Origin of the sequence: Pseudomonas sp. V98_8 (assembly GCF_029967975.1) — a bacterium.
GTDB lineage: Bacteria > Pseudomonadota > Gammaproteobacteria > Pseudomonadales > Pseudomonadaceae > Aquipseudomonas > Aquipseudomonas umsongensis.
In genome coordinates this window covers 66,289-79,971 of record NZ_JASCAE010000083.1, presented here as the reverse complement: position 1 = coordinate 79,971, position 13,683 = coordinate 66,289, and the positions used below count along the sequence as shown (strand labels likewise).

The 13,683-nt window shown below is 59.4% G+C and carries 10 protein-coding genes; 1 reads left to right on the top strand and 9 read right to left on the bottom strand.

Annotated elements, in window-relative coordinates; all coding sequences use genetic code 11:
• Positions 1–329 precede the first annotated feature (329 nt).
• The 4 genes from QLG10_RS25490 to QLG10_RS25475 all read right to left on the bottom strand — a co-directional run bounded on the left by QLG10_RS25490 (position 330) and on the right by QLG10_RS25475 (position 8,186).
• Positions 330–2,126 carry an acyl-CoA dehydrogenase C-terminal domain-containing protein gene (locus QLG10_RS25490; RefSeq protein ID WP_110750501.1) on the bottom strand — a complete coding sequence of 599 codons (1,797 nt, stop codon included), beginning with the start codon at positions 2,124–2,126 and terminating at the stop codon, positions 330–332.
• Between the two features lie 87 nt (positions 2,127–2,213).
• Positions 2,214–3,506, bottom strand: coding sequence for a GGDEF domain-containing protein (locus QLG10_RS25485; protein WP_042955245.1), 1,293 nt, complete (start codon positions 3,504–3,506; stop codon positions 2,214–2,216).
• A gap of 153 nt (positions 3,507–3,659) precedes the next feature.
• Entirely contained in the window at positions 3,660–5,786 is a 2,127-nt protein-coding gene (locus tag QLG10_RS25480; RefSeq protein ID WP_282488231.1) for a cytochrome c peroxidase, read from the bottom strand.
• Positions 5,787–6,380: 594 nt separating this feature from the next.
• Positions 6,381–8,186, bottom strand: coding sequence for a phenylacyl-CoA dehydrogenase (locus QLG10_RS25475; RefSeq protein ID WP_020796028.1), 1,806 nt, complete (start codon positions 8,184–8,186; stop codon positions 6,381–6,383).
• Between the two features lie 312 nt (positions 8,187–8,498).
• Here QLG10_RS25475 and QLG10_RS25470 point away from each other — a divergent pair, with 312 nt between their 5' ends.
• The gene (locus tag QLG10_RS25470; protein ID WP_110750499.1) at positions 8,499–9,755 is read left to right on the top strand and encodes a hypothetical protein; all 1,257 of its coding nucleotides are present in this window, start codon (positions 8,499–8,501) and stop codon (positions 9,753–9,755) included.
• A gap of 81 nt (positions 9,756–9,836) precedes the next feature.
• Here QLG10_RS25470 and QLG10_RS25465 read toward each other — a convergent pair whose 3' ends face one another.
• From QLG10_RS25465 to bioF, 5 genes are all read right to left on the bottom strand, one after another.
• A complete protein-coding gene (locus QLG10_RS25465; RefSeq protein WP_110750497.1) occupies positions 9,837–10,133 on the bottom strand; it encodes a pyrroloquinoline quinone biosynthesis protein PqqE in 297 nt (98 codons plus the stop codon).
• Positions 10,134–10,252: 119 nt separating this feature from the next.
• Complete coding sequence (bioD, locus tag QLG10_RS25460) at positions 10,253–10,933, bottom strand: dethiobiotin synthase (RefSeq protein WP_110750495.1); 681 nt, start codon at positions 10,931–10,933, stop codon at positions 10,253–10,255.
• The gene (bioC, locus tag QLG10_RS25455) at positions 10,930–11,742 is read right to left on the bottom strand and encodes a malonyl-ACP O-methyltransferase BioC (protein ID WP_282488230.1); all 813 of its coding nucleotides are present in this window, start codon (positions 11,740–11,742) and stop codon (positions 10,930–10,932) included. The genes bioD and bioC overlap by 4 nt, the downstream gene beginning before the upstream one ends.
• The gene (locus tag QLG10_RS25450; protein ID WP_188265109.1) at positions 11,735–12,466 is read right to left on the bottom strand and encodes an alpha/beta fold hydrolase; all 732 of its coding nucleotides are present in this window, start codon (positions 12,464–12,466) and stop codon (positions 11,735–11,737) included. The genes bioC and QLG10_RS25450 overlap by 8 nt, the downstream gene beginning before the upstream one ends.
• On the bottom strand, positions 12,459–13,637 hold the full coding sequence (gene bioF, locus QLG10_RS25445) for an 8-amino-7-oxononanoate synthase (protein WP_110750489.1): 1,179 nt from the start codon (positions 13,635–13,637) through the stop codon (positions 12,459–12,461). The genes QLG10_RS25450 and bioF overlap by 8 nt, the downstream gene beginning before the upstream one ends.
• Positions 13,638–13,683: the final 46 nt, after the last annotated feature.

The window sequence follows — 13,683 nt, the reverse complement described above, 5'->3', positions numbered from 1 at the left end:
CGACCTCGAACACCTCATTGAGGACGAAGCGCATATCGCGCAGGGGCGCTTTGTAGTCAGCCATGGCAAACCTCGCAAATCTAAACAGATGGCTCGTAGGAAAGATGCTTTTCTTTGGGTCCGAGTGTAACCCAACAACTTTTGCGACACATAGGGTCAGCACATGACTGTTTTGTAATTTTTAGTCACTGGTGAAATGTAGGGGGGAAACGCAAGAATTGTAGGAGCGAGCCTGCTCGCGATAAACCTGAGGACGCCTCGGGGCACCTGGCTTCCAACGTTATCGTTAACGACCATCGCGAGCATGCTCGCTCCTACAGAAAAGCCCATCAGAGCGCAAACAACTCCGCCGGTAACTGCATCAGGCAATCACTCCCCGCTTCGATCGCCGCCCGATGAGCGTCGGTACGCGGCAACAGGCGCTTGAAGTAAAACTCACTGGTCGCCAGTTTGGCCCGGCAGAAATCCGCGTCGCCGCTGCCAGCATCAAGCTGCGCCTGCGCCACCAACGCCATGCGCAACCACAAGTAGCCGAGGATGATGTAACCGCTGTACATCAGGTAATCCACCGATGCGGCGCCGACTTCATCCGGGTTTTTCATCGCCGCCATGCCGACCTTGGTCGTTAAGTCGCCCCATTGCTGATTCAGCTCATCGAGCTGTGCCACATAGTTGCCCAACTGTGGATGCTCGACGTTGGCCGCGCAAAACTTGTGGACGATTTTAGTGAAGCCGCGCAACAGCTTGCCCTGGCTGCCGAGCACTTTGCGCCCGAGCAGGTCCAGCGCCTGGATGCCGTTGGTGCCCTCATAGATCGGCGCGATCCGGCAGTCGCGAACCAGCTGTTCCATCCCCCATTCACGAATGAATCCGTGGCCGCCGAATACCTGCATGCCATGGTTGGTCACTTCCAGCCCGGTTTCGGTCATGAAGGCTTTGCAGATCGGCGTCAGGAAGGCCAGCAGGTCTTCGGCATCCTGGCGCGCCGCTGCATCCGCGCTCAGGTGCGCAACGTCGAGCAACTGCGCCGTGAAATAAGTCAGGGCCCGATTGCCTTCGTTGAAGGCTTTCATGGTCAGCAACATCCGACGTACATCCGGATGCACGATGATAGGGTCGGCAACTTTTTCCGGGGCTTTCGGGCCTGTCAATGCGCGCATCTGCAAACGGTCGTTGGCGTACTTGATCGCGCCCTGGAAACTCGCCTCGCCCAGACACAAACCCTGCATGCCCGTGCCCAGTCGCGCGTGGTTCATCATGGTGAACATGCAGTTGAGGCCCTTGTTCGCTTCCCCGATCAAAAAGCCCTTGGCCCCGTCGAAATTCAGCACGCAGGTGGCCGAGGCCTTGATCCCCATCTTGTGCTCGATGGCGCCGCAGGAAACCCCATTGCGCTCGCCTGCTTCACCCTGGGTATCGGGCAGGAACTTGGGCACGATAAACAGCGAAATACCCTTGGTGCCGGCCGGTGCATCCGGCAGTTTCGCCAGAACCAGGTGAATGATGTTGGCGCTCAGGTCGTGCTCTCCGGCGGAGATGAAAATCTTGCTGCCAGTGATCGTAAAACTGCCGTCGGCTGCCGGCACGGCGCGGGTCTTGATGATGCCCAGGTCGGTGCCGCAATGGGCTTCGGTCAGGCACATGGTGCCGGTCCATTGGCCGGCGGTGAGTTTGCTCAGGTAGGTTTGTTTCTGTTCTTCAGTGCCATGGGCGTGGATCGCCGACATGGCGCCGTGGGTCAGGCCGGGGTACATGCCCCACGACGTGTTGCTCGAACCCACCATCTCGCTGATGACCAGCCCCAGCGAGCCGGGCAGACCCTGACCGCCATACGCCGGATCAGCCGCCAGGCCATGCCAGCCACCCTCGACGTATTGGGCGAAAGCCTGCTTGAAACCTGCAGGCGTCGTGACCACACCGTTGTCGAAATGGCAGCCCTCTTCGTCGCCGCTACGGTTGAGAGGCGACAGCACGTTCTCACAAAACCTGGCACCCTCTTCGAGGATCGCACTGACCATGTCCGGACTGGCCTCGGTGGCGCCGAGCGCTGAGTAGTTGCTGTGGAAATCGAAGACGTGGTCAATCAGGAAGCGCATGTCGCGCAGGGGGGCCTTGTAGGCGGGCATGGTCGTTTCTCCGGCAGTAGATGACTCAAACCTACTGCCGCCGCACCGCCCTTCACAATGACAGTCCAGACGCTGAATGCGCCGTCATCACTCAACCGCAGCAGCGTCCATGCGCACGGCGCCACGGCGGTTCTGACCGAACGCCATCACGCAGTTGCGTCCGGCGCCCTTGGCGCTGTAAAGCGCCTGGTCAGCGGACTTGAGCACTTTCTCGGGCGTGCGTTGTTCCACCCGTTCGGCAACGCCGATGCTGACAGTCACCGACACACTCGAGGCGCTGGCGCCAGCACGACGCTGGCGGCCCTGATTGTCATCCTGTGGACGGCTGTCCTGATTGCGCAGATGAATGTTGTAGGTGGCAATGGATTCGCGAATGACCTCCAGGTGCGGCATGCATTCTTCGAGGGTCTTGCCGGCAAACACCAGGGCGAACTCCTCTCCGCCATAGCGATAGGCCTTACCACCTCCGCCGATTTTCGACAGTTTGCTGGCGACCAGTCGCAACACCTGATCACCGACGTCATGGCCGTGAGTGTCATTGAATTTCTTGAAGTGGTCGACGTCACTCATGGCCAACACATAGTTGCGCCCCAGGCGCTGCATGCGCTCATTCAACGCACGGCGCCCGGGCAGCCCGGTCAGTTCGTCACGGAAGGCCATTTGATAGGCCTCATGGGCAACGGCAGCCGCGATCATCAGCATCACCTGGCTGCACATGATGTTCAGGGTGAAGGGCAGGATGAAGGTTTTCGGCAACATCCAGAACAGCCCGAGCAACCCCACCAGCTGTGCCGCATGCAACGGTCTTGGGTGGCGCCAGTACTGGTAGGCCAGCAGCGCGAACGATGCGATGAACACGGGATAGGACAGCTGGATCAGGCTCATCCAGGCGCCGTGCAGGGCAGGCCAGCGAATCTGCGACAACCACACCAGCAACGCCTGTGGGTAACTTTGCTCCAGTGCCAATGCGACGCTACCGACGGCCAGTAAAACGGCGAAACGGGCGACCATGTCCTGGAACAGATGCGTACGCTCCTGCCAAGCGGCGAATACACCGAACAGCAATGGCAACAGCAGGCAACACAAATGAAAGACCACTGCGGCGTCGTCTCGCACCTTGCCATTGTCACGGTAGTAATCGGTCTGGGTGTCGAGCAGGAAGTAGGCGATGTACACCGTGACCATCAGAAACAGCTCGCGCTGGCGTCGGTAAACCGCACAGTAGGCACCGCCGAGCAACAGTACCAAGGTTGGAAGCACCTGGAACAACGACGTGAAGAACACGTTCAGGTCCTTGATGTAGGCAGCCGCAAGCCCCGCCAACAAGAGCACTGACGACGGCAAAAAATGACCCACACGGACAGCGGAAGAACGCGGCAAAGGTAAAGCTCCGACCCGTCATTTCGATTGATGGCAATGTGCCAACAACTGTAACGGCACCGATCTCGACTTGCTGAGTCAATTACCAAGAAATTTTTAAGACAGCGTCACGGGCGGCAGTCAATGCCGCTCGTGACGCCAGGGGGAAGTTGCTCAGAGATCGTTATAGAAAGGCTGTAATGGCCCCTCCTCGGGTCGGCGGCCTTCGGCACCGATCGGTTTGAGCTGAATGTTGGCGTCCGCGGCTTGCCGGGTGGTGATCTTCGGACTGACCGGTTTTTGCGTCACGACATTCTCATCACCCACATGGCCCTGCGGCAGTACCAGCGACGGATGATCGAACGGCGCCCGTTCCCAGGCGACTCGCGGATCGGTCAGGCCGACCTCCATGAATTTGACCAGCGCATCGATCTCATCCGGAGTCAGATTCAAATTGGTCATGTCCGGGTCAAGGTTCGAGCCATTGTGCTGATTGACCGAAGGATGCTCGAACCCGCTGGTGTTGCTGGCGTCCTCACCGCGACGGTCACCGCCCCGGTTGTAGAACTCCATCACCTGCTTGAGCGTGGCACGGCTGCCGTTATGGAAATACGGCCCGGTCAGCGCGATGTTGCGCAGCGTCGGCGTCTTGAAGGCGCCGTCGACCGCGTCGCGGAAACCGACATTGGGCTGCAGCGTTGCATCGCAAGGAATGGCTGCGCTCAAGGGTACTTCGAAGGTGCACACATCGACATCCAGCGGGTCAGGGATCTTCCCGCCCTGCAGGAGGGTGTTGTATTGACGAGTGAAGGACAACGGGTTGCCCCAGGCATCGACGCCACCGAGTGCCAGGTCTTCGGAGGTGGGGCGCACGCCAGTGTTGTAGAAACCGTTGTCATAGAGCGTGGTCAGGTTATCCGCCATGACCATGCGTTCGATGCGTTCGCGGGGATGGAACTGCAAGCGGCTGGCGGCATTGGTCAACTCCGCGCCGCCGTGACAGTTGACGCACTTGCCCTTGCCCAGGAACAGATTCATGCCCTGGACCTGCTGGTCGTTCATGGCTGTGTGATTGCCTTGCAGATAGGCATCCAGCGGCGCCTGGTCCGACACCAGGGTGGCTTCATACATCTGGATCGCCAAGCCGAAGAACAAGGGGAAATTGGCTTCCATCTGGGTATAGGGCGCACCGCCCACCAGCACGTTTTGCGTGGCATTCCACAGCCGTGGCTGGAACGCGTTCTTGATAAGCTCGCGATAAGTAGGACGACGCGCCCCGGAAACCGGGCCGAGCACCGAGTCGGTAGACGAGATCCGCTGCTGCTTGAGCATCAGCGTGTCGAGCATGCGCCTGCCGATGTCGGCAAATGTACGCCCGCCGCAAGACATCTCCACCGCGCTGCCCGGTGGCCCCACCGCTTGCGACGCGGCCGAGGCATCGTTGAGCGCCAGTCGTACCTTTACCGCCACGGTGCTGCGCTCATTGGTCACGTAGATCCCGGCATCGGGATCGCGATTGCCAAAGGGCGAGAAACCGTTGAATACGTTATTGGCCCTGCCGTCCCAGAAATTGCGCACGTTGAACGCGGCATTGATCACCGATGGCGCATTGCGCCCGGTGCTGCGCCGGACATTGATGCCTCCGACCTGGAAGATGCCGTCCGGTTGCTGTGTGCATTTGTCGAAGCGCGGCTGGTTGGGCTTGACGAAGTTGGCGTCGAACACGCCTTGGGAGCCGATCACGTCATCAGTGGAATACAGGATGGGCGAGTTGCGATCCAGGGGATTGGCCAGCACATGGGTCGGGAAATCGGTTTTCTTGAGCAGGTAATTCGGGCCGCCCTTGCCCCCGGAAAGGGTCGCATAGGAAGGCACGTCCCCCGGGATATCGGGCGCCACGAACGGCTTGTTGAAGATCGACGCGACGTTGGCATTGGTGTGCGCCTGGCCGGGATTGATCTGGTTGGTGGTGCGGTGGTCCACCCCGGCGTGATAGTGGCAGGACGCGCAGGCGGTGGCGCCGTCGCTGCCGATTTCCATGTCCCAGAACAGGGCCTTGCCCAGGAGGATGGCCGCTGAGCGATTGAGCACATAGTCGGTCATCAGGTCGACCTTGCGCCCGCCTTCGGTACCGGAAGGGTCGGGCGGAGTCATGCCGCGCAGCGATTGCAGTGTCGGCACCACAGGCACGGGCGGGTCGACCTCCGCCGGGTCAGCGGCGAACACACCGGTGGTTATCAGTACGCCCACTATCGCGCAGGCCAGGGGGGTCGTTCGAAGGATGCGCAAATACTTCAGCATGATGTCACTCCCGATTCAGAACGGAGCTGCCAAGGCCCCGGTAACCCGTCGCGAGTTGGACTCATGGCCAGCAAACGTGCCGACACTGCAACATGAAACCCAAGTTGCAGCGCGCAAGGCATTACTGCACTGGCAAAGTGCTCGCTAATCGTTGGCTAATAGCTGTTGGCTCGTCGATCTGCGGCGACGCTTACTTGCACTGTAGTCGTAACAAAAGATTTCAAGAGGAGATTTTTATATTTTTTTGCTCGCTTGAAATCGAGGAATAGCGACTTCCACAACTTTGGTGAAAACCCTCCCCGACACTGGGTAAAAGTCCCCAAAACCGGCCAATCACAGGCGTCTGAGGCAACGGCCGCGCTTGTCAACGCGTTGGCAAAGTATTTGCTCGAGGAGAATAAATATCGCTACAAAGAGTCAAAAAATTTAGGACAGTCGAACTAACTTATTGAGAGAACATCGTCGCAAGCCATCTGAAAAGGCTAATAGCAATTTCAGCAATCAGACCTGCGCGTAACTTTCTCACTAAAAACCAAAAACAAAAAAGCCGCTGTTCCCGAAAGAACAGCGGCTTTTGAACAAACGCGGTAAGACTTAATAGCCCAGCGCGAAGTCCTCTTCTTTCATGTCCATCAGGTTGTTGGCGCCCGACAGCATGGTTGCAACGTGAGTACGGGTGCGCGGCAGGATACGCTGGAAGTAGAAGCGCGCCGTCTGCAACTTGGCGGTGTAGAACGCCTCGTCAGAAGTGCCGGCAGCCAGTTTCTCGGCGGCCAGGCGTGCCATGTCAGCCCAGAAGTAGGCCAGGCAGGCGTAACCCGAGTACATCAGGTAGTCCACCGAGGCCGCGCCGACTTCTTCGCGATCCTTCATGGCAGCCATACCGACCTTCATGGTCAGCTCGCCCCACTCCTTGTTCAATGCAGCCAGCGGGGTGACGAACTCTTTGACCGCTTCGTTGCCTTCATTGGTCTGGCAGAACTTGTGCACGATCTTGGTGAAGCCCTTCAGGGCCTCGCCTTGAGTCATCAGCACTTTACGGCCCAGCAGGTCGAGTGCCTGGATGCCGGTGGTGCCTTCGTACAGCATCGAAATACGGCTGTCGCGAACGTTCTGCTCCATGCCCCACTCGGCGATGAAGCCGTGACCACCGTAGATTTGCACACCGTGGTTAGCCGATTCGAAACCGACTTCGGTCATGAAGGCCTTGGCGATCGGAGTCATGAACGCCAGCAACGCATCGGCCTTCTTCTTCTCTTCCTCGTCCACGCCGTACTTGACGATGTCGACTTGCTTGGCAGTGAAGTAGACCATCGCGCGGTTGCCTTCGGCGAATGCCTTCATGGTCAGCAGCATGCGACGTACATCCGGGTGCACGATGATCGGGTCAGCGGCTTTTTCCGGCGCTTTCGGGCCAGTCAGCGAGCGCATTTGCAGACGGTCACGAGCGTATTTCAGGCCACCCTGGAAACCGATTTCGGCGTGGGCCAGGCCTTGCAGCGCGGTACCCAGACGTGCGGTGTTCATGAAGGTGAACATGCAGTTCAGGCCTTTGTTCGCCGGGCCGATCAGGAAACCGGTGGCGGCGTCGAAGTTCATCACGCAGGTGGCGTTGCCGTGGATGCCCATCTTGTGTTCCAGGGAACCACAGGACACCGCGTTGCGCGCACCGATCGAACCATCGGCGTTTGGCAGGAACTTCGGCACGATGAACAAGGAAATGCCTTTGGTGCCAGCCGGCGCATCGGGCAGGCGGGCCAGCACGATGTGCACGATGTTGTCGGCCATGTCGTGTTCACCGGCCGAGATGAAGATCTTGGTGCCGGAGACTTTGTAGGAACCGTCGGCCTGAGGTTCAGCCTTGGTGCGCAACATGCCCAGGTCGGTGCCGCAGTGCGGTTCGGTCAGGCACATGGTGCCGGTCCACTCGCCGGAAACCAGCTTGGTCAGGTAAGCCTCTTGTTGCTCAGGCGTGCCGTGCTCGGAAATGGTGTTCATCGCGCCGTGGGACAGGCCCGGGTACATGCCCCACGACCAGTTGGCTTCGCCCACCATTTCGCTGACTGCCAGACCCAGAGACTCCGGCAGGCCCTGGCCGCCGTGCTCAACGTCGTGGGCCAGGCTTGGCCAGCCGCCTTCGACGAATTGCTTGTAGGCCTCTTTGAAGCCAGTCGGGGTCTTAACGCCGGACTCGCTCCAGGTGCAGCCTTCGGTGTCACCCACGCGGTTCAGCGGAGCCAGTACCTGCTCACAAAACTTGGCGCCTTCTTCGAGAATGGCGTCAACCATGTCCGGAGTTGCGTCTGCACAAGCCGGAAGGCTCTGATAGTGCGCTTCGTAGCCGAGCAGTTCGTCACGAACGAAGCGAATATCACGCAAGGGGGCCTTGTAGTCAGGCATAGCGATAAACCTCTGCTGATGTAACCGGGAATGAGCGACCGTTGTCGAAACGATCAAACAGTTGTTTGAAACATACGTTTACGCCCAAATCTTGTCAAGCACCGATCTTTTGCCGTTCGTCATGCGCGTGGCTGTCGACCAATGAAAATCGCCTGCCAATGGTCCTTGGAAGCGGTTTCATAGACGTCTAAAGAATAACGAACTGTCAGTTCTGACAGGTTCGGACTCAGCGCAGAACCTGTTTACTGACTATAGCGGACACGACTTCGGGCCACGGTGGCCTGGAGGAATATTTTCCGCGGGAGAAACGATATGGAATTGATGCCCAGTGACACCAGTCAACCTCGCACATCCGGTAATCTCGACCGTGCCTTCGCATTCGATGGCCGCATCGAGATCAGCGAAAGAGGCACCGCAAACTCAATCACCTCTGATAAAGACGGCAAACTTATTCTGGTCTCACAGATCGGCGACCTTTTTCGGCTATCGCGCTACCTTGTCGACGGCGCTGAAGACTCCTCCTTCGAGGAAACAACCTGGAACTTCGAAAATGGCGACCAATCCGCACCGAGGCGCGTTCTGCTGCAAGAAGATGGAAAAATCCTGGTTATCGGTGACTCGTTAAAAGCCGGAGTAATGAGGCCCGCCGTCACCCGCTTTAACTCCGACGGTAGTTCCGACCTGATGTTTGGCCGCAGAGTCATTACAACAGGACCAGTCGATGCGACAGCCAATACATTAAGGTACAAATTCGTAGATGGCTGCCTGCAAAACGGTCAAAAAATACTGATAGCTGCGACCTACAAACTTCAATCAGGGCGCCCTTTGAGCAGGCTGTTTTGTCTGCAAGTCGATGGCGAGCCTGACCCGCTGTTTGGCGACGGCCGCGGGTTCATCGATATCAAGTTCCATGACCGCGATAGCTATGCCTGTAACGTCCAGATTCAACGTAATGGCAGCATTATCGTGGCCGGCAGTTGGAGATATGAAGGTGAAAAACAGCGAACACGGACCGTTGTTCGCTACACGGCCGAGGGCATTCTGGACAAAACCTTTGGCCAAGCAGGCTATGCCGATGTTGTGGTGCCCGGTGAGAAAGGGGGGCAAGCGCATATTGAAGGTCTTCTCATGGACGATATTGTTACCCGGGTTGCCGTCCAGAATGACGACAAGATTATCATCGCCGGCTATGCGAGCGGCCTTGACGGCCACCGAAACGGGCTACTTGCCAGGCTTAATCAAGACGGCAGCATTGATGGGGATTTCAACGATGGAACCCCTCTGCTGATCTCTCGCTCAATGAACGATTTGTCCTTCCAATCATTTGCGATCCAACCGGACGGCAAAATCGTCGCCGTGGGCAGAGGTATCATGGCGGATACGCCCATGGAGCTTTACGAACGCGTCAGCAACAACGGAGACATAGAGGCCTTCTGGCGTGGCCACAGTGTCGGTGACTGTACCGATGTGACGATTCAACCGGGAGGACGAGTTGTTGTTTCGGGCAGTTCCGGGGCCTTCTTTAACGGCCCTCGCTTTCCAGTAGTGTGGGGGCGCCTTGGGGCCTGATTCTGTGCAAATGCGCTCAATGGTCAAAAGCCATTGAGCTTGCGCATTAACAGGATATTGGCGTGCCGCTAAGCCAAGCGCTCAGATGAAGGTATCGATCAGCGTACCGAGCACCTCGTCGGATGCCTTGGCGACTTTGACACCCAGTTCAACCTGAACTTTTCCCTGGGACATCTCCACCCTATTGCTGGCCAGGTCCGACTGCCGACTGCGGTCGACCGAACGCAGGCGATCAACCTGAGCCTCGGAAGACTGGCTGGTGACCGAACGCTCGATCGTCGTGTTGGCGATCTGGCCAGAGGCTTGATCGATACGATTCTGCCCTGTCTGAATAGTGCTCATACCGGCATAAAAAGCGGTGGTTCCGGAGATTTCCATGGGGTAGCTCGTCCTACAAAGGATCAATAGTGGCCATTGAAGCAGACCCACTGACAAAAAGCCCGACAACAACACTAATGGAGCAGTGCATTGTTACAGTAAACATTGCTTTCAGAAGCTCAGTCCAGCAGGTCCAGTTGCAGATGCTCAGCCACCGCTTCGGCCGTGACCATCTTGAGCTTCGGCACTCGACCCAAACATGGCGCCGGGAGGCGTTCAGCAAGGGTTGCGAGGTTTTCTTCCAGGCGCGCGGTCTTGGGATCTATGATGTTCGCCACCCATCCCGCCAGCTGCAAACCGTCCCGGGCAATCGCCTCGGCCGTCAGTAACGCATGATTGATGCAGCCCAGACGCACGCCTACGACCAGAATGACGGGCAGGTCCAGGGCTATCGCCAGGTCCGAGAGGTTGGCCTGATCGGCCAATGGCACGCGCCAGCCTCCAGCACCCTCGATCAGGGTGAAGTCGGCCTGCATGTCGAGTAACTCTCGCATCGGCGTCAGCAGCGATTGCACGGTCAACGCGATGCCGGCCTCACGCGCGGCCAGGTGCGGCGCAATGGCTGGCTCCAGTGCCAACGGATTGACCTGCGGGTAGGTCAAAGGCAGCGAACATTCCGCCAGCAGCGCCAGTGCGTCAGCGTTGCGCAGGCCCTTGGGCGTCACCGAGCAGCCAGAAGCCACTGGCTTGCCCGCTGCGGTGCTTAACCCGGCAGATCGCGCGGCATAGAGCAGACCGGCGGCAATCGTGGTTTTTCCGACATCGGTATCGGTACCGGTGATGAAATACGCGGAGCTCATAAGGGTTTCTCCAAAACGGCGTACACCACTTGATAAGTCGCCGGCAGGCCTGGGGCCTGACGAAACTGCTCATAAGCCTCGACCAGACCGAGGATCCGTGCTCGACCGGTCAAGCCGCCCGGACGCCCAGGGTTAAGGTTGTGCGCCCCCAAGGCCTTGAGTTCATGGGTCAGGCTGCGCACGTCCGGGTAATGCAGCACATGCGCCTGGTTTTCCAGGCTGATTGCGCGCAAGCCGCTGGCCGCACACAGCTGTTGATAAACGTTGAACTCACGGAAGCGGTTGACGTGCACCATGCCATCCACCTGACGCCAGCTGTCACGCAGCTCGAACAACGTGCCCACACAGAGACTAGCAAATGCAAAGACACCGCCCGGCTTGAGCACCCGATGCGCTTCGTTGAGCACCGACGCGAAGTCCGCGCACCACTGCACGGCCAGGCTGGAGAAAATCAGGTCGCACGTCGAATCGCGCAATGGCATCCGCTCGGCGTCGCCGGCGATGAAGTGCGCGGCGCCGCCCAACGGTCGGGCGTGATTAAGCATGCCTTCGGCGATGTCCAGCGCAACGCCCTGGCCGTCGGGAAACCGCTCGCCCAGCGCACGACTGAAATAGCCGGTGCCGCACCCGAGATCGAGCCAGCGCCGGGGCACGAACGCCTGCGGCAAACGGTGCAACAACTGGCCACCGACATCACGTTGCAACTCGGCCACGCTGTCGTAGCTTGCCGCGGCACGGGAAAACGACGCGGCTACCTGGCGCTTGTCGGGCAAACCACCGGGCAATTTGGGAAAGGATAAATCAGTCATCGCCGCACTCATGCAAAAAGGCCTGGATCGCCCCCGCGACACCGTGGGGATTTTCCAGGAGAAACGCGTGGCCGGCCTGTTCGATCAGACCGATTTCGACATCGGGTAGCAACGCCAGCAAGGCCTCGGCGGCTTCGGCCGGCACCAGCCCGTCGAGGCCGGCAAACAGATGCAACTGCGGCCCGCGGAATGTCTGCAGGGCTTGGCGAGTGTCCAGCTGCGCGAGCAACTCCAGGCCACTCAATAGCACTGCCGCCGTTGAGTGCGGTGCCCCTGCGAGCAATAGGCGAGACAAGCCGCGCGGGTCTTCGGCACCTTGGGCGCAGAGCAATGAAAAACGCTTCAAGGTCATGCGCGGATCGGCAGCGCAGCCTGCCAGAAAGGCATCGAACGTTTCGCCAGGCATTGCGTTTGGCCATTGGTCATGACTGACAAAAGAAGGATTGCTCGCCAGGGTCAGCAGGCCACAGCAACGGTCACCACGGCGCGCCGCCAACTCGGACGCGAGCATGCCACCCAGTGACCACCCGCCCAACCAGGCGTCCTGTGGCACGCTGGCGTCGAGTTCATCGAGCCAATGCTCAAGATTGCTCGAATCCAGCTCGGGCAGCGGCTCGATTTCGACCCGCATGTGTTCGTCCAGGCCCTGCAGGGCAGCGCCCAATGGTTGCAGCGGCGAAATTCCGAGGCCCCAACCGGGCAACAGAATCAGTCGATCACGCATGGTCAGGCTCCGCTCCCAGTCGTTGATAACAATCGGCCAGTCCCTCCAACAATAGCTGCACTTGCGCCTCGCTATGGGCGGCAGTCAGGGTCACGCGCAGTCGGGCACTGCCGGCCGGCACGGTTGGCGGACGGATCGCACTCACCATCAAGCCGCGTTCGCGCAGCATCTGCGACAAGCGCACCGCGCGCCCGGCGTCACCGATCATGATCGGCTGGATCGGCGTGAAACTGTCCATCAGCTCCAGGCCGATTTGCTCGGCGCCCTGGCGGAACTGGCGGATCAGCGTCTGCAAATGCTCGCGGCGCCAATGCTCGCTGCGCAGCAGTTCCAGGCTTTTGAGGGTCGCACAGGCCAGGGCCGGTGGTTGGCTGGTGGTGTAAATGTAGGGGCGAGCGAACTGGATCAGGCTCTCGATCAACTCTTCGCTGCCAGCTACGAAAGCCCCCGCCGTTCCGAACGCCTTGCCGAGCGTGCCGACCAGTACCGGCACGTCGTCCTGGCTCAGGCCGAAATGTTCGACGCTCCCGCCGCCATTGGCGCCCAGCGGGCCGAAACCGTGCGCATCATCGACCATCAGCCATGCACCTTTGGCCTTGGCTTCTCGCGCCAGCGCTGGCAGATCGGCGATGTCGCCGTCCATGCTGAAGACGCCGTCAGTCACGACCAGCGTATTGCCGGTGGCTTTCTCAAGACGATTGGCCAGACTCGCCGCATCGTTGTGCAAGTAGCGATTGAAACGTGCCCCTGACAAGAGGCCCGCGTCGAGCAACGAGGCATGGTTGAGCCGGTCTTCGAGCACCGTATCGCCCTGCCCCACCAACGCGGTGACCGCCCCGAGGTTGGCCATGTAGCCCGTGGTGAACAACAAGGCACGCGGACGACCGGTGAGGTCGGCCAAGGCCTCTTCCAAGGCATGATGCGGACCGCTGTGGCCGATGACCAGATGCGACGCCCCGCCCCCCACGCCCCACTTGGCAGCCCCGGCGCGCCAGGCTTCGATCACTTGGGGGTGATTGGCCAGGCCCAGGTAGTCGTTGTTGCAGAACGCCAGCAGTGGCTGGCCGTCGACCACCACTTGCGGGCCCTGTGGGCTTTCGAGCAATGGACGTTGGCGGTAGAGGTTTTCAGCACGACGGGCAGCCAGGCGTGCGGCGAGATCGAAAGACATGCAGGCCTCGACTATCAAATGACACATCTCCCCTGTGGGAGCGAGC